The organism is Pseudomonas sp. 05L36 (assembly GCF_056398125.1).
Map to the genome: position 1 here is coordinate 46,922 of NZ_JBFTOU010000016.1, position 23,065 is coordinate 69,986.

Here is a 23,065-nt window from a genome sequence, read left to right on the forward strand (position 1 = left end):
ACGTTGACGACCATCGCGAGCAATCGAGCGTCGACCGGCTGCTCCTACAGGGGATCTGCGATGTTCTGCAGAGTCCTGCTGAAACCAGTAAACTGCCGCACGTTTTTCCTCGAGTGTGTTTTTCATGCAAATTGCTTTGGCGCCCATGGAGGGGTTGGTCGACGACATCCTGCGCGATGTGCTGACCCGCGTGGGTGGTATTGACTGGTGCGTGACCGAGTTCATTCGGGTCAACGACCAGTTGCTCACACCTGCCTATTTCCACAAGTTCGGCCCGGAGTTGCTCAACGGTGCCCGGACGGCCTCCGGTGTGCCGCTGCGTGTGCAACTGCTCGGTTCCGATCCTGTGTGCCTGGCAGAAAATGCCGCGCTGGCTTGCGAGCTGGGTTCTGAAGTGATCGACCTGAACTTCGGCTGTCCGGCCAAGACCGTCAACAAATCCCGTGGTGGCGCGGTACTGCTCAAGGAGCCCGAACTGCTCAACCAGATCGTCGAACACGTCCGCCGCGCCGTTCCTGCACACATTCCGGTCACTGCCAAGATGCGCCTGGGCTTCGACAGCCCGGACGGTTCGCTGGTGTGTGCCACGGCCCTGGCCGAAGGTGGTGCGGAGCATATCGTGGTGCACGCGCGGACCAAGGTTGACGGCTACAAACCGCCCGCGCACTGGGAGTGGATTCCACGGGTGCAGGACGTGGTCAAGGTGCCGGTGTTCGCCAATGGTGATATCTGGAGCGTCGAAGACTGGCGTCGCTGCCGCGAGATCAGCGGCGTGGAAGACATCATGCTCGGTCGTGGCCTGGTGTCGCGCCCGGATCTCGCCCGGCAGATCGCGGCAGCGCGGGCCGGGGAGGAGGTAGTCGAGATGACCTGGGCCGAGTTGCTGCCACTGATCCAGGACTTCTGGCTGCAAGCCAAGGCGCAGATGACGCCGCGTCAATCGCCGGGTCGCTTGAAGCAGTGGTTGGCGATGCTGACCCGCAATTATCCCGAGGCGGTGGAGCTGTTCACCCTGCTGCGCCGTGAGACCGAGCTGGATAACGTCTCGCGTTTGCTGGGGCTGCCCGTGGCGGAAGCGGCCTGAAACTTTTTAAAAAAAGCTCAAAAAAATCTCTTGAAATGCAATCAGCGGTCCCTATCTAAGGATTACGCGATGCCGAATTCGGGTCGCGGAGACAAAAAACCTTGCTGATTGTTTTCAGGAGATTTGAATCATGGCTACTACATTTTCCCTGGCCCCACTGTTCCGTTCCTCGGTAGGTTTCGACCGTTTCAACGATCTGTTCGAGACCGCTCTGCGCAACGAGCCAGGCAGCAGCTATCCACCCTATAACGTGGAGAAACACGGCGACGATCTATACCGCATCGTCATTGCCGCGGCAGGTTTCCAGGAAGAAGATCTGGAGCTCGAAGTCGAGAAAGGTGTGCTGACCATCAGTGGCGGTAAACGCGACGCGAATGAAGACGTCACTTATCTGTATCAGGGCATTGCGCAACGTGCCTTCAAACTGTCCTTCCGCCTGGCGGACCACATCGAGATCAAGGCTGCCGGACTGAGCAACGGTCTGTTGAGCATCGACCTGCTGCGAGTGGTACCGGAAGAAGCGAAAGCCAAGCGCATCCCGATCAACGGCACGCAGAAGAAGGCTCTGCAACACTGAGTCGAGCCCGAAGCCGGGTCGTGTGATTGATCAGGTAGCCGGCCGAAACGAAAAGACCCCGACTTGTCGGGGTCTTTTTTTGACTCAAGTCCAGCCCCATGCACTGCAAAATAATCATTGCACGCCCCGTGATCGGTGGATTCCCAATGTGATGAGGTAGCGTTCCTCGGTGGGACGCTTGTTGTCCCTGAAGCGACTGACCACCAGCATCAGTTGGTACTTGTTACCGGCTCGCCAGTAGGCTGTACCGCCTTTGTTGACGTCGCGCAGTTGGGCTCGCCATTGCGGGGTGTCGGCGAACGATGGGAAGTTCTCGGTTCGGGCAGGTATCCAACCAGCGTTGCGCCATTGCTCCTGCAAATCCAGCACGACGTTGAGGGTGTCGTCGAGCAGTAGTGGCTCGATTTGCGGGGACATGCGGACGCCGTCGATCCGCTGATCGCGACCGAAACCCACTGTGAAGAAGCGGGCCAGTGGGGTCACAAAACCGAACTGAGGATCAGCGAAACGAAGACGGGCATCAGACTTTGGGACGTTGAACCAGGAGTGCCCCGGTATGGCTGGGCCGATGCGTGCGCTGGAGCGCTGGCGCATGGTCTCGTATGGCTCACCAATCACCAAGGCGATTTCCGGTTCGTCCGATAGCAACTCAATTGCTGACAGCGTCAGGAGGGATGCGACCACCAATACCAAAATGCCACGCCGCCAGCTCAGATGGTGCTTCAAACTCATCGCACGCCCCCACCCACGGCGATTTCCCGAATCGACTGCTCAATCTGGTCACGCTGGTCGCTTTGCAGCAAATCATCAAACTGCGCCGCGGCTTTAAGCACGAAGGCCATGCGCCGCTCGACGTCGGCCAGGTCGGCGAAGGGAAAGTTGCTAAAACCAATGGTGCGCACGTCCTCGACGGGACGGCACTGGCTGGCCAGAGTCAGTTCAATGGCCTGAGCGGCCCCAGAGGGCACATCGGTGACGTAGGAGAAATGGTTACCGCGCAGCAACCATTTCAGCCCAGTGTCGTCGTACATCGCCGGTTGCAGGATGTTCCGCTGTTCATGTTTGGCGAGATGTTCAACACTTTCGGCAATATTGCCAGTATCAATTGCCTCGAAGGCCAGGAGGATTTCCTCATGGTCAATCCCGAATTTCAGTGTTTCCTGTCCCACTGGCCACAACACTGGATACTCGCCACTTCCGTAGATATTTTTCCGTGATTCCAGACAAGCCTTAAGCGCCTCCAACCCCCGCTCCGCATAAAACACATGCAACGGATACACATCCAGGAACAGCGTGGTATTGCCCATGGCCAGCATCTCGTGCACGAACCGGTACATCCGTTGCGCGAGGGGCAATGCACTGTCGACGCCCCAATGGGTGAAGCCCCACACCGGGTTGTCACGGTTGGCCTGTTCGTAGTCGCGTTGGCGCTGTTCAAATTCCCGTATTGTCGCTCGCTTTTCCCGCTCACTGGGGCTGAGCAAACCCACCAGCCCTTGCCTGGCGCTGTCCCTCAACTGCTGCATCGACTCTTCTTCAGCCTGCATTTTCTCGATCGACTCCGCCGCGTGCAGCAGACCACAGCCCACCTGCTTGGAAGCGAAGGCGGCCAGGCCCGCCCACTGGAAGCGCTGATCATGGCGCCACAGTTGGGCGTAGGCGGCATTGATCGCCTTGTTACGCGCTTTCGGGTCGGTGATCAGCTGGCCGCCCGGCGCCACGACGTTTTCGACCCGTTGCTGGTAGCCGCGCCAGAGGTTCTCGCAGGCCGTTCCCGGCCGTTCGCTGAAGGAAGGCGTGGCAGTCTTCGGTGCTGAAGTAAACCCGGATTGGCGAGGCGCGACCGGTTGGCTGGGGGCGGGTGGTGGTGCGGGTTGAGCGGCTGCCCTGGCAGTCCGAGGGGCAGGGGCATCCTTCCCGACATAACTGGCATCGAAAAGCGAGGGCTTCAGTGTGGCTTTGCAGGGGCAACTGCTGACACTGTCCAATGTGCCGGCCACCAGCCTCCCGTGACTGTCCATGAATGAGACGCCACCCATGATTTCGTAGGTTTTGTTGTCCTTGCCGCAGGACACCGGGTCCCCTGCACGAGCATGGGCGAAGCCAAACATCATGATGCGGGTATCGGCCTCCAACACCTCGCCGCCGCAGCTGGTCTTGTCACCCTTGCGAATGAAATATCCCTTTGCCAATGCACTAACTCCTGACTTTTTGCGACTTGAGCGAGCAGCTCCAGTGCGCCCGCCTACGAGCAATTTGCGCCTGCCCCGAGTGAAAATGGAGGCATGGCAAAGTGCGACGCACAGGGTTAACGCGGGGGAAATAAACGTAAATGGGATGTTTCCGAGATGGGTGTAGGAAATGGAGAATCAATGGCTTTCTGCTACGGTCTTCCGGCGATAAGTTTGAAGGAAACCGGATTTTTCCAGCCAGCACGCGTAATCGTTCGCGTGCATCGCGAGCAGGCTCGCTCCTACAGGAGTGGGGTTATTTCAATAGTTTTTGAAACTCCTCCACAGGCAACGGCTGGCTGTGCAAATACCCTTGGTAAAAGTGACAATCCAGCCCCTGCAAGAACTCCAGTTGCTCTGCTGTTTCCACCCCTTCGGCAATCACCTTCAAGTCCAGACTGTGGGCCATGGCGACGATGGCGCGGATGATCTCGGCGTCGTTCGGGTCGCTGGTGGCATCGCGGATGAACGACTTGTCGATTTTCAGGGTGTCGACCGGCAAGCGCTTGAGGTAGGTCAACGAGGAATAGCCGGTGCCGAAGTCGTCCATGGCGAAGCTCACACCGAGTTTTTTCAGGCGGCGCATTTTGCTGATGGTGTCTTCCAGGTTCTGGATCACGATACCTTCGGTGATTTCCAGCTTCAGCAGGGAGCAGGGCAGGCCATAGCTGTTCAGGCTGTTTTCGACGCGCTCGACGAAGTCGTTCTGGCGGAACTGGCGCGGGCTGATGTTCACACACAGGCTGAATCTTAGCGGGTCTATCAGGCCGTTTTCGATCAATTGCTTGAAGGCCTGGCAGGCTTCGTCGAGGATCCAGGTGCCGACTTCCAGAATCAGTCCGCTGTCTTCCAGTACCTTGATGAACTCGTTGGGTGACTGCGGGCCAAGCTCCGGATGATTCCAGCGTACCAGGGCCTCGGCACCGACGATGCGGTCGCCCCGGGCGTCGACCTGGGGTTGGTAATGCACGCGAAACTCGCCCCGGGAAAGCGCCAGGCGCAAGTCGGTTTCCATGCGCAGGCGTTCGCTCGCGGCCTTTTGCATGGTGTTGTGGTACATCTGCGCGGTATTGCGCCCCGAGTCCTTGGCGCGATAGAGCGCGATGTCGGCGCGTTTGAGCAGGTCGGTCGGGGTCGAACCGTGATCGGGGATCAGCGCAATGCCGATGCTTGGTGTCACTTGCAGGCGCTGGCCATCGAGGAACATCGGTTCGGACAGCAGTTCGCGGATGGTGTCGGCCAGTTGGCGTACCTGATCGCTGACCTCGCTGCGCGAGCCTTCGAGACCGCTGAGCAGTACCACGAATTCGTCACCGCCCAGGCGCGCAACGGTGTCTTCCATGCGCACGCTGGCCTCCAGGCGCGCGGTGATGATTTTCAGCACGGTATCGCCCACCGGATGCCCGAGGGAGTCGTTGATGTGCTTGAAATGGTCGAGGTCGAGGAACATCAGCGCGCCGCGCAGGTTATGGCGTTTGAGCAGGGCGATTTGCTGGCTCAGGCGGTCCATCAGTAATGCCCGATTGGGCAGGTTGGTCAGTGAGTCGTGGTAGGCCAGGTGGCGAATCTGCGCTTCGGCGTTTTTCAGCAGGCTGACGTCTCGCGCGGTCAACAGCAGGCAGGCGGTTTCATTGAGGGTGATCGGCTCCACCGAGACTTCGACAGTGAGCAGTTCGCCGCGCTTGTTACGCCCGAGCATTTCCTGGTGATGAACCCGGCCCTTGATCTGCAATTCCGCCAGCAGCGCCGAGCGTTGTTTTTCTTCAGCCCAAATCCCCACCTGATACACCGTGCGGCCCACCACTTCTTCGGCGCGGTAGCCGGTCAGGCGGCAGAAGCCGTCGTTGACCTCCAGATAGCGCCCGGTGTCGCGCTCGGTGATGGTGATGGCGTCGGGGCTGGAGTGGAACGCCTTGGCGAATTTCTCTTCACTGGCCTTGAGCGCCGCTTCCGAGCGCTGTTGCTGGGTGATGTCGCGCAGCGTGGTGACAATGCAGGGCTGGTCGCCGACGCTGATCTGGCGGCTGGAAATCACGCAAGTCAGGACCTGTCCGTCCTTGTGCTGGACGAGAATGGCGACGTTGTTCAGGCCTTGTTCGCGGATCACTTGTTCGATCCGTCGCAGGCTTTTCGCTGAAGCGTCCCACAGGCCTATTTCGTCGGCGCTGCGGCCGATCACATCGGCGGTGCTCCAGCCGAAGGTCTGGGTGAAGCTGGAGTTGATTTCAATGAACTGGCCGCTGTCCTGGTGGGTGACGCAGATCGGGTCGGGGCTGACCTGGAACAGCGTGGCGAATTTCTCTTCGGATGCCACCAGCCGTTGTTCGCGCTCCACCTGGTCGGTGATGTCGAGCAATGTGCCTGCCATGCGCACCGGCACGCCGTTGTCATCGCGGTAGAGGCGGGCGCGGCTTTCCAGGTAGCGCGAGCTGCCGTCAGGCAATTGCACGCGGTAGGTCAATTGATAGTTGCCGGCCGGGCCTTCACGCAGGCTGCGGTAAGCGTCGCGCATGGTGTCGCGTTCTTTGCCGGGCACGCCTTCGAAAAACTCGTCGAAGGACTCGTGAAAGGGTTTGGCGTCCAGGCCGTGCAGTTGGGCGGCCCGTGCCGATCCGTAGAGCATGCCGCTGGGAATGTGCCAGTCCCAGGTGCCGAGTTGCGCGGAGTCCAGGGCCAGGTCGAGGCGTTCCTGGCTGTCCTTGAGGGCATGTTCGGCGACTTTGCGTTCGGTGGTGTCCAGGAACGTGCTCAGTAGATAGGGCTGGCCTTCGAGCTCGACTTTTTGCGCACTGAGGATACCGTCATGGACCTGGCCATTGCTGGCGCGAAACTGCACTTCCATGCTCACCAGGTCGCCTTTGGCCTTGGTGGCCTTGACCAGGTCGGCCCGTTGCTCGGGATGCACCCACAGCCCCAGTTCCAGGGTGGTGCGGCCGATCGCGTTTTGTACCGGCCAACCGAACAGGCTTTCGAAATGCTGGTTGGCTTCGGAAATCAGGCCGTCTTCCTGGCGGGTCAGCAGGACCATGTTCGGGCACAGGTGAAACAGGGTGGCGAAGCGTTTTTCCGAGCTGCTCAACGCCTGCTCGCGCTGGCGCTGGTGGGTAATCTCACGGATCACGCCGATCATTCGTGGCCTGCCGTGCTTGTCCGGCAACAGGCTGCCGTTGATTTCCAGCCAGTGCAGGCTGCCATCGGGCCAGCGGATGCGGTGATGCATCGCTTGCTCCAGTGGCGCGCCAGCGATGACCGCGTGGAAGGCGCGAAGGGTTTTCGCGCGATCTTCCGGGGGCAGCAGGTCGAGGTATTCCAGATCCGATGGCAATGGTTTGCGGGGGTCGAAGCCGAACAGCGCCTGCGTGCCCCGGGACCAGCTGATCTGCCCGCGCTCGATGTCCCAATACCAGGCGCCCAGGCGCGCGCCGTTGAGCGCGGCCAGTAATTGCGAGGCACTTTCCCAGCTCTGTTCGGAGCTTTTCGGATCAAGTGCCTGAATTCGCGGCATCGGCGGAATACGGTCTACAGATTTCGGCATTGGCAAGCCTTGAGCTGAGTTTGGGCGTTTGTTGCAGGAATTCTCGGCTCTATAGGAGTAGCACAAGTTAGCCTTGAGTCCCTGGCGGATCGAGTTGAGCGTCCAGCAAGGCCATGAAGGCCCGCGCAGCATTCGACAGCGTCCTTTCCGTGTGCAGGATATAGCCTAGCTGGCGAGTGAGCTGTATGCCCGGCAAAGGTATGCGTGCTACCTGGTCATCGAGCATGGTGCGCGGCAAAACGCTCCAGGCCAGGCCAATCGAGACCATCATCTTGATGGTTTCCAGATAGTTGGTGCTCATGGCGATGTTTGGCGTCAGGCCCTGGGCTTCAAACAGCCGTTGCACAATGTGGTGGGTAAAGGTATTGCCGCCGGGAAAGACCGCCGGGTGCCGGGCGATGTCTGCCAGGCTGACCTTGCCGTTGTTGAGTAGAGAATGCTCCGGGGCGACCACGAAATCCAGCGGGTCGTCCCACACCGGGGTGGCCTTGACCAGCGCATGGGGCTCTGGCGCGAGGGTGATGACCGCCAGTTCGGCGCGGCCATGGAGAATTTCCTCGTAGGCCACTTCCGAGTCGAGGAATTGAATATCCAGCGCCACTTGTGGGTAGCGTCGGGTGAACTCCCTTAATAAAGGCGGCAAGCGGTGCAGGCCGATGTGGTGACTGGTGGCCAGGGTCAGACGACCGGTCACCTCGCCTGTGAGGTTGGTCAAGGCGCGGCGCGTATCATCGAGGACATTGAGAATCTGGTAGGCCCGCGGCAGCAGGGCGCGCCCGGCCTCGGTCAGGCCCACTTCACGACCCAGGCGATCGAACAGCCGCACCTTCAATTGCTGCTCCAGCCCGGCGATGCGTTTGCTGATGGCCGGCTGGGTCAGGTGCAGCCGTTCGCCGGCGCCGGAGAAGCTTCCGGTCTCGGCGATGGCAATAAAAGCATTGAGGTTGGCCAGGTCCATGGTTGTATTCCAGTTGGTTATCCAAAGCATAAAAAATATGAATTTGAGTTATTTAATGTAACCCCATAGGATCAGCCTCACAAGCCAAAGGGTTATTGAGACTTTCAAGACCCAGAGGTCTGTGTAGCGAGTTTGTTAGTTCAAATTCGGATGCCAGAAGTCCATAGCCAAGGCGCTGCGACGAGTCATAGCGCGCTATGGCGAGGAGCAGCAACGCAGGATATGGGCTTCTGGCGCCGAAGTTGACTAACGAAACTCGCTATACAGACCTCACTGGCATAGAAAAAGCTGATGAGGAACCGTCTGATGGCCGGCAAAACGCTCTACGACAAGCTCTGGGATTCGCATTTGGTCAAGCAGCGCGACGATGGCTCTGCGCTGATTTACATCGACCGTCACATCATCCACGAAGTGACCTCGCCGCAAGCCTTCGAAGGCCTGCGTCTGGCCGGGCGCAAGCCATGGCGCATCGATGCCAACATCGCGACCCCGGACCACAACGTACCGACTACGCCGGAGCGCAAGGGCGGCATCAACGCCATCGTTGACCAGGTCTCGCGTCTGCAAGTGCAGACCCTCGATGACAACTGCGATGAATACGGCATCGTCGAGTTCAAGATGAACGACGTTCGCCAGGGCATCGTCCACGTCATCGGCCCGGAGCAGGGCGCAACGTTGCCGGGCATGACCGTGGTCTGCGGCGACTCCCACACCTCGACCCACGGCGCATTCGGCGCGTTGGCGCACGGTATCGGTACTTCCGAGGTCGAGCATGTGCTCGCCACTCAGTGCCTGGTCGCCAAGAAAATGAAAAACATGCTGGTACGTGTCGAAGGCCAATTGCCGTTCGGCGTGACCGCCAAGGACATCGTGCTCGCCGTGATCGGCAAGATCGGCACCGCCGGCGGTAACGGCCACGCCATCGAGTTCGCCGGCAGCGCGATTCGCGACCTGTCTGTGGAAGGCCGCATGACCATCTGCAACATGTCCATCGAGGCTGGCGCTCGTGTGGGCCTGGTAGCGGCTGACGAAAAAACCGTGGCTTACGTCAAGGGCCGTCCTTTCGCACCGAAAGGCGCGGAATGGGACTTGGCTGTCGAGGCCTGGAAAGACCTGGTTTCCGATGCGGATGCCAAGTTCGACACCATCGTCGAGCTCGATGCCACTCAGATCAAGCCACAAGTCAGCTGGGGCACCTCGCCGGAAATGGTCTTGGCTGTTGATCAGAACGTGCCGGATCCTGCGAAGGAAATGGACCTGGTCAAGCGCGACTCCATCGTCCGCGCCTTGAAATACATGGGGTTGACCGCCAACCAGGCGATCACCGACATTCAGCTCGACCGCGTGTTCATCGGTTCCTGCACCAACTCGCGGATCGAAGACCTGCGTGCGGCGGCCGTGATCGCCAAGGGCCGCAAAGTGGCCTCGACCATCAAGCAGGCCATCGTCGTGCCGGGCTCGGGTCTGGTTAAAGCCCAGGCTGAATCGGAAGGCCTGGACAAGATTTTCCTCGAAGCCGGTTTCGAATGGCGTGAGCCGGGTTGCTCGATGTGCCTGGCGATGAACCCGGACCGTTTGGAAAGTGGCGAGCATTGCGCTTCGACCTCCAACCGTAACTTCGAAGGCCGTCAGGGCGCCGGTGGTCGTACTCACCTCGTCAGCCCGGCCATGGCCGCGGCCGCTGCTGTAAACGGTCGTTTCGTCGACGTCCGTGAATTGATCTGAAGGAGCGCAGCATGAAAGCTTTTACCCAGCACACTGGTCTTGTCGCGCCTTTGGATCGTGCCAACGTCGACACCGACCAGATCATCCCGAAGCAGTTCTTGAAGTCGATCAAGCGCACGGGTTTTGGCCCGAACCTGTTCGATGAATGGCGTTACCTGGATGTGGGCCAGCCTTATCAGGACAACTCCAGGCGTCCGCTGAACAAGGACTTCGTCCTCAATGCCGAACGTTATCAGGGCGCCAGCGTGTTGCTGGCCCGCGAGAACTTCGGTTGCGGCTCCAGCCGTGAACACGCGCCGTGGGCGCTGGAAGAGTACGGTTTCCGCAGCATCATCGCGCCGAGCTATGCCGACATCTTCTTCAACAACAGCTTCAAGAACGGCTTGCTGCCGATCATCTTGAGCGATGCTGAAGTCGATGAGCTGTTCCAGCAGGTCGAGGCCAATCCGGGCTATCAATTGCAGGTCGATCTGCAAGCCCAGACCGTGACCCGCCCTGACGGCAAGGTGTTGAGCTTCGAAATCGATGCCTTCCGCAAGCATTGCCTGCTCAACGGCCTGGACGATATCGGCCTGACCTTGCAGGACGGCGATGCGATTGCGGTGTTTGAAGCCAAGCACCGGGCGAGCCAGCCTTGGTTGTTTCGTGACGCTTGATTGATCCGAGATTGATGTAGTCAGGGCCGGCCCCTTCGCTGGCAAGCCAGCTCCTACAGTTGAAACGCATTCCCCTGTAGGAGCTGGCTTGCCAGCGAAGAGGCCCGCCCAGACACCCCAAGACTCACCCCAAAAAAGGAAGTCCCCATGACCAGCACCGCCCGACACACCCAAGTAGTCCAGAAGCAATTCGGTGAACAGGCCTCGGCCTACCTGAGCAGCGCCGTACACGCTCAAGGCACTGAATTCGCGCTGCTACAGGCCGAGCTGGCCGGGCAGGGTGATGCCAGGGTCCTGGATCTGGGCTGCGGCGCCGGTCACGTGAGTTTTCACGTAGCCTCATTGGTGAAAGAAGTGGTGGCCTACGACCTGTCGCAGCAGATGCTCGACGTGGTGACCGCTGCCGCTGTCGATCGTGGTTTGAGCAACGTGTCCACGGTCAACGGTGCCGCCGAGCGCCTGCCGTTCGCCGATGGCGAATTCGATTTCGTCTTCAGCCGTTATTCGGCGCACCATTGGAGCGATCTCGGCGTGGCGTTGCGGGAAGTGCGCCGGGTGTTGAAACCGGGCGGTGTAGCGGCGTTCGTCGACGTATTGTCACCGGGTAGCCCGCTGTTCGACACTTACCTGCAAAGCGTCGAAGTGCTGCGCGACACCAGCCATGTGCGCGATTATTCCGCTGGCGAGTGGTTGCGCCAGGTCAGCGAGGCGGGGCTGCACACGCGCAGTACCACTCGTCAGCGCCTGCGTCTGGAGTACGACAGCTGGGTCGAGCGCATGCGCACACCTGAAGTGATGCGCGCGGCGATCCGCGCGTTGCAGCAGTCGATGGGCAACGAAGTACGCGAATATTTCGAGATTGAGGCCGATGGTTCGTTCAGTACCGATGTATTGGTGCTGATGGCTGAGCGATAGAATTTTTCCGGGTGCGTCCATGGGCGCACCGACTGATGACATGAGGAACGCATGAGCAAGCAGATTCTGATTCTCCCAGGTGACGGTATTGGCCCGGAAATCATGGCCGAAGCGGTCAAGGTGCTGGAGCTGGCCAGCGACAAGTTCGCCCTGGGCTTCGAGCTGAGCCACGACGTGATCGGCGGCGCTGCCATCGACAAGCACGGCGTGCCGCTGGCCGACGAGACCCTGGAGCGTGCCCGCGCGGCCGACGCCGTGTTGCTGGGTGCCGTTGGCGGCCCGAAATGGGATGCCATCGAACGTGACATCCGCCCTGAGCGCGGCCTGCTGAAAATCCGTGCGCAACTGGGCCTGTTCGGCAACCTGCGCCCGGCGATCCTGTACCCGCAACTGGCCGAGGCTTCCAGCCTGAAGCCGGAAATCGTGGCCGGCCTGGACATCCTGATCGTCCGTGAGCTGACCGGCGGCATCTACTTCGGCGCGCCACGCGGTACCCGTACCCTGGAAAACGGCGAGCGTCAGTCCTATGACACCCTGCCGTACAGCGAAAGCGAAATTCGTCGTATCGCCCGTGTCGGTTTCGACATGGCCATGGTCCGTGGCAAGAAGCTGTGCTCGGTGGACAAGGCCAACGTACTGGCCTCCAGCCAGCTGTGGCGTGAAGTGGTCGAACAAGTGGCCAAGGATTATCCTGAAGTCGAACTGAGCCACATGTACGTCGACAACGCCGCGATGCAGCTGGTGCGCGCACCGAAGCAGTTCGACGTGATCGTCACCGACAACATGTTCGGCGACATCCTGTCCGACCAGGCCTCGATGCTCACCGGTTCCATCGGCATGCTGCCGTCGGCGTCCCTGGACACCAACAACAAAGGCATGTACGAGCCGTGCCACGGTTCGGCGCCGGACATCGCGGGCAAGGGCATCGCCAACCCGTTGGCGACCATTTTGTCGGTGTCGATGATGCTGCGTTACAGCTTCAACCAGCAGGCCGCGGCCGATGCCATCGAGAAAGCCGTCAGCCTGGTGCTGGATCAGGGCTTGCGCACCGGCGACATCTGGTCGGCAGGTTGCACTAAAGTCGGTACGCAGGAAATGGGTGACGCAGTAGTCGCCGCGCTGCGGAATCTGTAATCTCTCGGGCCCGCTGCCAAATTCAAGACAAGGCAGCGGCCCACATTTCAAGAAGGTGTAGTTGCGATGAAACGTGTAGGTCTGATCGGTTGGCGCGGTATGGTCGGTTCCGTGCTCATGCAGCGGATGCTGGAAGAGCAGGATTTCGATCTTATCGAGCCGGTGTTTTTCACCACTTCCAATGTCGGTGGCCAAGGCCCGTCCGTGGGCAAGGACATTGCTCCGCTCAAGGACGCTTACAGCATTGAAGAGCTGAAAACCCTCGACGTGATTCTGACCTGCCAGGGTGGCGACTACACCAGCGAAGTCTTCCCCAAGCTGCGTGAAGCCGGCTGGCAGGGTTACTGGATCGACGCCGCTTCCAGCCTGCGCATGCAGGATGACGCGGTGATCGTTCTGGACCCGGTCAACCGCAAGGTGATCGACCAGCAGCTGGACGCGGGCACCAAGAACTACATCGGCGGCAACTGCACCGTCAGCCTGATGCTGATGGGTCTGGGTGGCCTGTTCGAAGCCGGTCTGGTGGAGTGGATGAGCGCCATGACCTATCAGGCGGCCTCCGGTGCCGGCGCGCAGAACATGCGTGAACTGATCAAGCAGATGGGCGCGACCCACGCCGCTGTTGCCGATCAACTGGCCGATCCGGCCAGCGCGATCCTCGACATCGACCGTCGTGTTGCCGAAGCCATGCGCAGCGACGCGTACCCGACCGAAAACTTCGGCGTACCGCTGGCCGGCAGCCTGATCCCGTGGATCGACAAGGAACTGCCGAACGGCCAGAGCCGCGAAGAGTGGAAGGCCCAGGCCGAGACCAACAAGATCCTCGGTCGCTTCAAGAGCCCGATCCCGGTCGATGGCATCTGCGTACGCATTGGCGCCATGCGCTGCCACAGCCAGGCGCTGACCATCAAGCTGAACAAAGACGTGCCGATCGCTGATATCGAAGGGCTGATCAGCCAGCACAACCCTTGGGTCAAGCTGGTACCGAACAGCCGTGAGACCAGCATTCAGGAGCTGAGCCCGAACAAGGTCACCGGCACCCTGAACATCCCGGTTGGCCGTCTGCGCAAGCTGAACATGGGTTCGCAGTTCGTCGGCGCGTTCACTGTTGGCGACCAGTTGCTGTGGGGCGCGGCCGAACCGCTGCGCCGCATGCTGCGGATCCTGCTCGAACGTTGATCGGTTGATGCAATGAAAGAACCCGTGCCTTGAGAGAGGTGCGGGTTTTTTTATGGTTATCTGCTTTGGGTGATCTGCTGTCTGAACGGGCGCCATCGTCGGAGCGCCGCCCGGAGCAAGCTCGCTCCCACAGTGAGTTGGAGTTGAATAGATATTTTGTGTACACCATCAATCCCTGTGGGAGCGAGCTTGCTCGCGATGGGGGCAGGTCAGGCACCACAGAATTGCCTGCATGCCACCCACCCGGTAAAGTGCCGCTCCCCCCGTTTCGCCAGAGGTAAAACCCATGAGCCAGTCCATTGATATTGCCGTGATCGGCGCCACCGGTACTGTCGGCGAAACGCTCGTGCAGATTCTCGAAGAGCGCGATTTCCCGATCGGCACCCTTCATCTGTTGGCCAGCAGCGAATCGGCCGGCAGTTCCGTACCGTTTCGCGGCAAGAACGTACGGGTGCGGGAAGTCGATGAGTTCGACTTCAGCAAGGTACAGCTTGGGTTTTTCGTGGCCGGCCCGGCGGTTTCGTTGAGTTTTGCTTCCCGCGCGATCGATGCCGGATGCTCGGTGATCGATCTCTCCGGCGCCTTGCCGGCCGAAAAGGCGCCGCAGGTCGTGCCTGAGGCCAACGCTCAGGTGTTGGCCGGCTTGAAAAAACCGTTTCAGGTCAGCAGTCCAAGTCCGTCGGCCACCACGCTGGCGGTAGTGCTCGCGCCGCTGATGGATTTGCTCGATTTGCAGCGCATCAGCCTGACCGCCAGCCTGGCGGTATCGGCCCAGGGCCGCGAAGCCGTGAGCGAGCTCGCCCGGCAAACCGCCGAACTGCTGAATGTGCGGCCGCTGGAGCCGAAATTCTTTGATCGGCAGATGGCCTTCAACCTGTTGGCCCAGGTCGGCAAACCGGATGAGCAAGGTCATACATTGCTGGAAAAACGCCTGGTGCGTGAACTGCGCCAGGTCATGGCGCTGCCTGCATTGAAGATTTCCGTCACTTGCATTCAAGCCCCGGTGTTTTTTGGCGATAGCTATAGCGTGACCCTGCAGTCCGCGAATGAAATCGACCTGGCGAAAATCAATGTGGCCCTGGAGGACGCAGCCGGCATCGAGCTGGTGGAAGCCGGCGATTACCCGACCCCGGTGGGCGATGCGGTAGGGCAGGATGTGGTCTACGTCGGTCGGGTTCGCCTGGGTATCGACGACCCGTCGGAACTTAATCTGTGGCTGACGTCAGATAACGTACGCAAAGGCGCAGCGCTCAACGCTGTGCAGCTGGCCGAGTTGTTGCTTAAAGACCTGCTGTAAAAGATACTTTGCAACAATTTGTCGAATGATTCCGCGCGAGCCTATGCTTGCCGGAGTGCTGAAGGCGAGCCACTCTGCGGGGCTTTGCCGGGCATCAATGAAATGACCGCGCGCGACGACCCTCGCCGTTGCGCGCAATGCCTTACGGCAGCGGCTATCAATACTTCTCGCTGGCCGAGGAATGTTCAACTAAGGATGAGCTAATGGTTCAAGTTCGCAAACTGGTGTTAGCAATAGCGGCCGCCTCGGCGCTGTCCTCCGGTATGGCGCATGCCCTCGGGCTCGGGGAGTTGACCCTGAAATCGACGCTCAACCAGCCGCTGGTAGCGGAAATCGAGCTGCTCGATGTCAAGGATCTCACCGCCGCCGAAGTGGTGCCGAGCCTGGCCTCACCAGACGATTTCGCCAAGGCCGGTGTCGACCGCCAGGCGTTTCTCAACGACTTGACCTTCACCCCGGTGCTTAACGCCAGCGGCAAAAGCATCCTGCGCGTGACCTCCAGCAAGCCACTCTCCGAACCCATGGTGAAGTTCCTGGTTCAGGTCATGTGGCCGAACGGTCGTTTGCTGCGCGACTACAGTGTATTGCTCGATCCGTCCAAATTCTCGCCGCAAACCGCTGAAGCGGCTGCGCAACCAACGTCAACGGTTGCCGCGCCCGTCACCGGTGCGACCAAAGCGTCCCAATACACCACCACACCGCGCGATACCCTGTGGGAAATCGCCGCGAAGGCGCGTAATGGCGGTTCGATCCAGCAAACCATGCTCGCCATCCAGGCGCTGAACCCGGACGCCTTCATTGACGGCAATATCAACCGCTTGAAAACCGGCCAGGTGCTGCGCCTGCCGGACCAGGTGCAGAGCGCGGGCCTGCCGCAAGCCAAGGCCATTGCCGAAGTGGCTGCACAGAACACCGCATGGCGCCAGGGGCGTCGCTACGTGGCCAAACCCGGGGCAGGGCAGCAACAGCTCGACGCTACCAATCGCGCTCGCACCGATGGTGCGCCCGCTCAAGCGGCCACCGACAAACTGAGCCTGGTTTCTGCCGAGTCCGGCAAGAACCATGGCAAAGGGGCCGCTGGAGATGCCACGGCCCTCAGCAACAAGCTGGCGATGACCCAGGAAAGCCTCGATACCAGTCGTCGTGATAACGCCGAACTGAAAAGTCGCATGACCGACCTGCAAAGCCAGGTGGACAAGCTGCAGCGCCTGATCGAGTTGAAGAACAATCAACTGGCCAAGTTGCAAACCGAGGGCGCTGCGGGTGCGCCAGCGGCTGCGACAGCTCCGGCGATGTCGGCCGAGCTGGCTGCCAACCCGGCAGCGCCTGCTGCGCCTGCTGCGGCTGAAGCTGCAGCAGTGGTCACCGCGCCAGAGGCAACTGCGGCAGCATCCGACGATCAGAAATTCAATGAGTTGCTGAGCAATCCGGTGCTGCTGGGCCTGGTGGGTGGCGGTGCGGTGGTTCTGCTGCTCTTGCTGCTGTTGCTGGCGCGCCGCCGCAAAGCCCGGCAAGAAGCCGAAAAGCATATGCGCATGGCCCGTGCCTTGGCTGAAGAACAGCCGTTCTCGGCCGATTTCGACTTGCCGGACACCAGCTTCGAAGGCCTGGAAGTTCCATCGCCGAGCGTGAAGCTGGCGACTGCCCCGACGCCTGCTCCCGCGCCAGCGCCGGTGGTTGCCCCGGTCGTGATGACCACGCCGATCGCCGCGCCATTGGTGGCGCCGGCTGCCGAGCGTTCCGACGATGTGCTGGGCCAGGCTCAGTCGCACATCAATGCCGGTCGCCTGAACCAGGCTGCCGCGTTGCTGGAGGACGGCGTCAAGCAAGAGCCGAAGCGCAGCGACTTGCGCTTGAAACTGATGGAAGTCTACGGCCAGCAAGGCGACCGCGATGCGTTCGTCGGCCAGGAGCGTCAGTTGGTGGCCAATGGCGACAACTTCGCCCAGGTTGAAAAGCTCAAAAGCCGCTTCCCGGCCATGGCGCTGGTGGCTGCCGGTGGCATCGCCGCAGCCGCCGTTGCTGCCGAGCTGGATGCGCAATACGTCAAGGACCTGTTGCTCGATGAGCCGCAAGCAGCGGCGCCAGAGCCGGTGCCAGCGCCGTTCGAGGATGACCTCGACAGCGCCTTCGACCTGAGCCTGGATGATCTGGACGCGATCACGCCTGTGGCGCCTGCACCTGCGCCGGAGCCTGAAGTGACGGCGCTGGCGGACCTGGACGAGTTCCCGCTGGATGACGATCTGAGTTTTGAGTCGGTGTTGCAGCAACAGACTGAAATCAAGGAAAACCTCGACGACCTGTCGGACTTCGATCTCGACCTGGATCTCGGTGCGCAACCGTCGCCGGCGATACTGGCTGAAGACGATTTCCTGCTGGATCTGGACGAAGGCGTGAAGGATTTTCCGGTCGCTGAAACCCCGGCTGTTCCTGAGGTCGCGCTGGATGACCTGGAATTGCCGGCCGATTTCGATCTGTCGCTGGCCGACGAAATGGACGCACCGGATGCGTTCGCGGCTGAGCTGGATGATGTCAACGCCGAGCTGGAGAGCCTGTCCAGCAGCATCGGCGAGCCGACCTTCACCGAAGCAGATGCCGCGCTGGGCGACGATGATGACTTCGACTTCCTCTCGGGCACTGACGAAGCCGCTACCAAGCTCGATCTGGCTCAGGCCTATATCGACATGGGCGACAGCGATGGCGCTCGCGACATTCTCAATGAGGTGGTGAGCGAAGGCAGTGTCGAGCAGAAGAGCGAAGCCGAGGAAATGCTTTCGCGCCTGGCTTGAGTGATCGGTATGTTGTAAGAAAAGCGGCAGCCCATTGAGGCTGCCGTTTTTGTTTGGCCGATGAATTGACGTTGTTTGCTCGGGCCTCTTCGCGGGCAAGCCCGCTCCTACAGTGATTTATGTCGCCCATAGAACCCTGTAGGAGCGGGCTTGCCCGCGAAAGGGCCGGAACAGTCAAAGGAGATCCCTCTGGCATCCCCGCCCGGCGGCCTTATAATGCCCGCCTTTGGTACATCAGCAGGCTGTCCCTCCTTGGCAAATATAGATAACCCGGTCGCCGAAATGGCAGCCGACGGCTTTTTCCGGATCGCGCTGGGCGTCGAATACAAAGGCTCGCGCTACCGCGGCTGGCAGCGCCAGGCGTCCGGGGTGCTGACCGTGCAGGAAACCCTCGAAAACGCCTTGTCCAAAGTCGCCGACTCACCCGTTTCGCTGATGTGCGCCGGGCGTACCGACGCCGGGGTGCATGCCTGCGGACAGGTGGTGCATTTCGACACCCAGGTCGAGCGTTCGATGAAGGCCTGGACCATGGGCGCCAACATCAACTTGCCCCACGACGTCAGTGTCAGTTGGGCCAAGGTCATGCCGGCGCATTTCCATGCACGGTTCAAGGCCATCGCCCGGCGTTATCGCTACGTGATCTACAACGATCAGATCCGCCCGGCGCACCTTAACGAAGAAGTGACCTGGAACCACCGTCCGCTGGACGTCGAGCGCATGGCCGAGGCCGCCCAGTACCTGCTCGGCACCCATGATTTCAGCGCGTTTCGCGCCGGCCAGTGCCAGGCCAAGTCACCGATCAAGGAACTGCATCATCTGCGCGTCACCCGTCACGGCAAGATGATCGTGCTGGATATTCGTGCCAGCGCCTTCCTGCATCACATGGTGCGCAACATTGCCGGCGTGCTGATGACCATCGGCGCCGGAGAGCGTCCGGTGGAGTGGATGAAAGAGGTGCTGGAGAGCCGGATTCGGCGGACCGGTGGCGTGACGGCGCATCCGTTCGGGTTGTATCTGGTGCAGGTCGAGTACCGTGACGAGTTCCAGTTGCCCGAGCGTTACATCGGTCCACACTTCCTGACCGGTTTCTCGGAACTTGGCGGCTGACGCCCTCGAATGCTTTTGTTACCATCCGGGACTTTCCCGGATTTGTCTTGGAGTTGTGTCGACATGTCAGCCGTTCGCAGCAAGATCTGTGGGATTACCCGCATGGAAGATGCGTTGGCAGCCGTCGAGGCCGGGGCGGATGCCATCGGATTCGTGTTCTACGCCAAAAGCCCTCGCGCGGTGACGTTCCAGCAGGCGCGCTCGATCATCAAGGCGCTGCCGCCGTTCGTGACCACCGTGGGCTTGTTCGTCAATGCGAGCCGTTGCGAATTGGGTGAAATTCTCGACGCGGTGCCCCTGGACCTGCTGCAATTTCACGGCGATGAAAGCGCGGCCGAGTGCGAAGGTTGGCATCGCCCGTACATCAAGGCGCTGCGGGTCAAGGCGGGTGATGACATCGCCGCGGCCTGTGATGCCTATGCCAGTGCCAGCGGCATCTTGCTCGATACCTATGTCGAAGGCGTTCCCGGAGGAACCGGTGAGGCATTTGACTGGTCACTGATACCGCAAGGCCTGAGCAAGCCGATCATTCTGGCGGGCGGTCTGACGCCGGGCAACGTCGCCGAAGCGGTTGCGCGCGTTCGACCTTACGCCGTGGATGTCAGCGGCGGGGTAGAGGCGAGCAAGGGCATCAAGGATCACGCAAAGATTCAGGCATTTATCAAAGCGGTACGCGGTAGCACCTGTTGATGTGACGGCTGGCAGACTGCCGCCGTCCACTGCACTGTAAAAAGCGGATGCACTGCACACAGCAGGCAGATCCGAGGGTTTGTGGTTGCACGCAGGTCATGTTTCGCGCTGACCGTGGCAGTCCATCGACCGTCGCCGCACACATGAATTTAGCGCTAGGGCATACACGGGGCCGCGAACCAGAGCGTTCGGGCCGCCGGTACTGGAGAAAGAAAGCATGAGCAACTGGTTAGTAGACAAACTGATCCCTTCGATCATGCGTTCCGAGGTCAAGAAGAGCTCGGTGCCTGAAGGTCTTTGGCACAAATGCCCGTCTTGCGAGGCTGTGCTTTATCGCCCGGAATTGGAAAAGACCCTGGACGTTTGCCCCAAGTGCAATCATCACATGCGTATCGGCGCCCGCGCCCGTATCGACATCTTCCTCGACGTTGAAGGCCGTACCGAGCTGGGTGCAGACCTGGAACCGGTTGACCGTCTGAAATTCCGCGACGGCAAGAAGTACAAGGACCGCCTGACCGCTGCACAAAAGCAGACCGGCGAAAAAGACGCGCTGGTTTCCATGAGCGGCACTTTGCTGGGCATGCCGGTCGTGGTTTCGGCGTTCGAGTTTTCCTTCATGGGCGGTTCGATGGGCGCCATCGTCGGTGAACGTTTCGTTCGTGCCGCCAACTACGCCCTGGAAAAACGTTGCCCGATGATCTGCTTCGCCGCTTCCGGCGGTGCGCGGATGCAGGAAGCGCTGATTTCCCTGATGCAAATGGCCAAGACCTCTGCGGTGCTGGCGCGTCTGCGTGAAGAAGGCATCCCGTTCATCTCTGTGCTGACCGATCCGGTCTACGGCGGCGTTTCCGCCAGTCTGGCGATGCTGGGCGACGTGATTGTCGGTGAGCCGAAGGCGTTGATCGGTTTTGCCGGTCCGCGTGTGATCGAGCAAACCGTGCGTGAAAAACTGCCGGAAGGCTTCCAGCGCAGCGAGTTCCTGCTGGAGCACGGTGCCATCGACATGATCATCGATCGTCAGGAGCTGCGTCCGCGTCTGGGCAATCTGTTGGCGCAAATGATGGGGCTGCCGACGCCGACGTTCGTTGCTGCACCCATCGAGCCGATCGTGGTTCCGCCGGTGCCAGCCAGCCTATGATCGAACGTACCCTTGGCGAATGGCTCGCCTACCTCGAGCAGTTGCACCCTTCGGCCATCGACATGGGCCTGGAGCGGTCGCAGCAGGTAGCGTCCCGCATGGGACTGGGCAAGCCGGCGCCTCGGGTGATTACGGTCACCGGGACCAACGGCAAGGGTTCCACCTGTGCGTTCGTGGCGTCCTTGCTGCGAGCCCAGGGCTTGAGCGTGGGGGTTTACAACTCCCCACACCTGCTGCGTTACAACGAGCGGGTGCAGCTCAATGGTGTCGAAGCCACGGACGCCGAGCTGTGCGAGGCCTTTGCTGCGGTAGAGGCCGGGCGCGCTGATACTTCCCTGACATACTTCGAAATGGGCACCCTGGCGGCGTTCTGGCTGTTCCAGCGCTCAGGGCTCGATGCGGTGGTGCTGGAAGTCGGTCTGGGCGGTCGGTTGGACACGGTCAACGTGGTGGACGCCGACGTGGCGCTGGTCACCAGTATTGGTGTCGATCATGCGGATTACCTCGGTGATACCCGTGAGTCCGTGGCCTTCGAGAAGGCCGGTATTTTCCGTCAGGGCGCGCCTGCGCTCTGCGGCGATCTGAATCCTCCACAACCGTTGCTGGACAAGGCGCGCGAGCTCAAATGCCCGTTTTTCCTGCGTGGGCGCGATTTTGATCTCGGCGTCACCGATCACAACTGGCAGTGGCGTGGTGTCGATGCGCAAGGGCGTGCGGTTGAACTGCGCGACCTGCCACTGCTCGATCTGCCGATGGAAAACGCTGCGCTGGCGTTGCAGGCGTACCTGCTGCTCGGCTTGCCTTGGGTGGATGCGCAGATTATCGAGGCGCTGCGGGCAACGAAGGTGGTTGGTCGTCTGGATCGCCGTGAGTTCGAGTGGCAAGGCAAGCGCTTGAATCTATTGCTGGATGTGGGGCATAACCCGCATGCGGCGGAGTATCTGGCGCGTCGCTTGGCCAGTCGTCCGCCGGTCGGCAAGCGTCTGGCGGTGTTCGGTCTGCTGGCGGACAAGGATCTGGATGGTGTTGTCGGCGAATTGAATGCTAGTGTCCAGCACTGGGCAGTAGCACCTCTGGATTCGCCTCGGGCGCGTCCGGTTGCGGATTTGCACGATGCGTTGCAAGGTCTTGGTGCGTCGGTCACGCCCTACGAAAGTGTAGCGGCCGCCCTGGAAGGGCAGTGCGCGCAGGCCACGAGCAACGACGAAATCCTGTTGTTCGGATCATTTTATTGTGTCGCCGAGGCCCTTGAATGGCTGGCCCGGCGCTCCACGGAGGACGCGGCGAATGGCATTGCTGGATAAGGCATACAAGCAGCGCATGGTTGGCGCCCTGGTGTTGGTCGCGCTGGCGGTGATTTTTCTGCCGATGCTGTTTTCCCGCCAGGACGAACAGCGCCGGGTGACAGTCGAAGCGCCTGCGGCTCCGCAGGCGCCTGTGATGCCCCAGGTACAGGTCGAGCCCGTGGTGGTGCCCGAGCCGCAAGCCTTGCCTCAGGAGCCTGTGCCGAGCGATGAGGAAATCGCCCAGCAGGAATCGGCGGTGCCAGCTGCGCCGGTGGTTCCAGCGCATGCGGCTCCAGCGCCAGCGGCCAAACCGGCTGCGCCCGCACCGGTCCCGGCTTTGGCGGCCAAGCCTGCGACAGCGCCTGCCCAGCCGATCACGGCGGCACCGGGCAAACCGGACACCACGCAAAGCCGTGTCGATGCCAATGGCTTGTCTGTCAGTTGGTCGGTGCAACTGGCCAGCCTGTCGAGTCGTGAAAGCGCGGAAAAGCTTCAGAAAACCCTGCGCAGCCAGGGTTACAACGCCTACATTCGTACCGCCGACGGCAAAAACCGGGTGTTTGTCGGGCCGCTGATCGAGCGTGCCGAAGCCGACCGGCTGCGTGACTTGCTGAACCGCCAGCAGAACCTCAAGGGGTTTGTCGTGCGCTTTCAGCCAGAACGTGGCTAAAACTATCGCCCCGATATGAAACGCACAGACAATCGCAGCTTACCGATAAGCACGGGCTCTGCTAAAATGCGCCGCCTTATCCGTCTGTAGGCTG

General features: G+C 60.7%; 18 protein-coding genes. 14 read left to right on the forward strand and 4 right to left on the reverse strand.

What is annotated here, in order from left to right:
* Positions 1-124 precede the first annotated feature (124 nt).
* Together AC1DKH_RS17830 and AC1DKH_RS17835 are read left to right on the forward strand one after the other, a co-directional pair.
* Entirely contained in the window at positions 125-1,084 is a 960-nt protein-coding gene (locus AC1DKH_RS17830) for a tRNA dihydrouridine synthase (RefSeq protein WP_477798791.1), read from the forward strand.
* Between the two features lie 130 nt (positions 1,085-1,214).
* Positions 1,215-1,661: an Hsp20 family protein gene (locus AC1DKH_RS17835; protein ID WP_108217792.1), complete on the forward strand. Its 447-nt coding sequence runs from the start codon at positions 1,215-1,217 to the stop codon at positions 1,659-1,661.
* A gap of 114 nt (positions 1,662-1,775) precedes the next feature.
* Here the strand turns inward: AC1DKH_RS17835 and AC1DKH_RS17840 are convergent, their stop codons facing one another.
* The 4 genes from AC1DKH_RS17840 to AC1DKH_RS17855 form a co-directional block, all read right to left on the reverse strand.
* Positions 1,776-2,393, reverse strand: coding sequence for a hypothetical protein (locus AC1DKH_RS17840; RefSeq protein WP_477798792.1), 618 nt, complete (start codon positions 2,391-2,393; stop codon positions 1,776-1,778).
* Positions 2,390-3,799 (reverse strand): PAAR domain-containing protein, encoded by a 1,410-nt coding sequence (locus tag AC1DKH_RS17845; RefSeq protein ID WP_477798793.1) that lies wholly within the window; start codon positions 3,797-3,799, stop codon positions 2,390-2,392. Before AC1DKH_RS17845 ends, AC1DKH_RS17840 begins: the two co-directional genes overlap by 4 nt.
* Before the next feature lie 349 nt (positions 3,800-4,148).
* Entirely contained in the window at positions 4,149-7,427 is a 3,279-nt protein-coding gene (locus tag AC1DKH_RS17850; RefSeq protein WP_477760701.1) for a sensor domain-containing protein, read from the reverse strand.
* A 67-nt stretch (positions 7,428-7,494) separates the two neighbouring features.
* On the reverse strand, positions 7,495-8,385 hold the full coding sequence (locus AC1DKH_RS17855) for a LysR family transcriptional regulator (protein ID WP_008047336.1): 891 nt from the start codon (positions 8,383-8,385) through the stop codon (positions 7,495-7,497).
* A 306-nt stretch (positions 8,386-8,691) separates the two neighbouring features.
* On the opposite strand from AC1DKH_RS17855, the gene leuC reads away from it, so the two are divergent.
* From leuC to AC1DKH_RS17915, 12 genes are all read left to right on the forward strand, one after another.
* Positions 8,692-10,110 (forward strand): 3-isopropylmalate dehydratase large subunit, encoded by a 1,419-nt coding sequence (gene leuC, locus AC1DKH_RS17860; protein ID WP_477798794.1) that lies wholly within the window; start codon positions 8,692-8,694, stop codon positions 10,108-10,110.
* A gap of 11 nt (positions 10,111-10,121) precedes the next feature.
* The gene (gene leuD, locus AC1DKH_RS17865) at positions 10,122-10,766 is read left to right on the forward strand and encodes a 3-isopropylmalate dehydratase small subunit (protein ID WP_477798795.1); all 645 of its coding nucleotides are present in this window, start codon (positions 10,122-10,124) and stop codon (positions 10,764-10,766) included.
* 147 nt (positions 10,767-10,913) lie between these two features.
* The gene (locus AC1DKH_RS17870) at positions 10,914-11,681 is read left to right on the forward strand and encodes a class I SAM-dependent methyltransferase (RefSeq protein WP_477798796.1); all 768 of its coding nucleotides are present in this window, start codon (positions 10,914-10,916) and stop codon (positions 11,679-11,681) included.
* 51 nt (positions 11,682-11,732) lie between these two features.
* The gene (leuB, locus tag AC1DKH_RS17875) at positions 11,733-12,815 is read left to right on the forward strand and encodes a 3-isopropylmalate dehydrogenase (RefSeq protein ID WP_007997553.1); all 1,083 of its coding nucleotides are present in this window, start codon (positions 11,733-11,735) and stop codon (positions 12,813-12,815) included.
* 66 nt (positions 12,816-12,881) lie between these two features.
* The gene (gene asd / locus AC1DKH_RS17880) at positions 12,882-13,994 is read left to right on the forward strand and encodes an aspartate-semialdehyde dehydrogenase (protein ID WP_007975660.1); all 1,113 of its coding nucleotides are present in this window, start codon (positions 12,882-12,884) and stop codon (positions 13,992-13,994) included.
* 286 nt (positions 13,995-14,280) lie between these two features.
* The gene (locus AC1DKH_RS17885; protein WP_477798797.1) at positions 14,281-15,291 is read left to right on the forward strand and encodes an aspartate-semialdehyde dehydrogenase; all 1,011 of its coding nucleotides are present in this window, start codon (positions 14,281-14,283) and stop codon (positions 15,289-15,291) included.
* A gap of 203 nt (positions 15,292-15,494) precedes the next feature.
* Positions 15,495-18,080: a motility hub landmark protein FimV gene (locus tag AC1DKH_RS17890; RefSeq protein ID WP_477798798.1), complete on the forward strand. Its 2,586-nt coding sequence runs from the start codon at positions 15,495-15,497 to the stop codon at positions 18,078-18,080.
* 282 nt (positions 18,081-18,362) lie between these two features.
* Positions 18,363-19,187 carry a tRNA pseudouridine(38-40) synthase TruA gene (truA, locus tag AC1DKH_RS17895; protein ID WP_095943676.1) on the forward strand — a complete coding sequence of 275 codons (825 nt, stop codon included), beginning with the start codon at positions 18,363-18,365 and terminating at the stop codon, positions 19,185-19,187.
* Between the two features lie 63 nt (positions 19,188-19,250).
* Complete coding sequence (locus AC1DKH_RS17900; protein ID WP_477753996.1) at positions 19,251-19,877, forward strand: phosphoribosylanthranilate isomerase; 627 nt, start codon at positions 19,251-19,253, stop codon at positions 19,875-19,877.
* A gap of 217 nt (positions 19,878-20,094) precedes the next feature.
* Positions 20,095-21,015, forward strand: coding sequence for an acetyl-CoA carboxylase, carboxyltransferase subunit beta (gene accD, locus AC1DKH_RS17905; RefSeq protein ID WP_477753997.1), 921 nt, complete (start codon positions 20,095-20,097; stop codon positions 21,013-21,015).
* Complete coding sequence (folC, locus tag AC1DKH_RS17910) at positions 21,012-22,319, forward strand: bifunctional tetrahydrofolate synthase/dihydrofolate synthase (protein ID WP_477798799.1); 1,308 nt, start codon at positions 21,012-21,014, stop codon at positions 22,317-22,319. Before accD ends, folC begins: the two co-directional genes overlap by 4 nt.
* The gene (locus AC1DKH_RS17915; protein ID WP_477798800.1) at positions 22,303-22,971 is read left to right on the forward strand and encodes an SPOR domain-containing protein; all 669 of its coding nucleotides are present in this window, start codon (positions 22,303-22,305) and stop codon (positions 22,969-22,971) included. Before folC ends, AC1DKH_RS17915 begins: the two co-directional genes overlap by 17 nt.
* Positions 22,972-23,065: the final 94 nt, after the last annotated feature.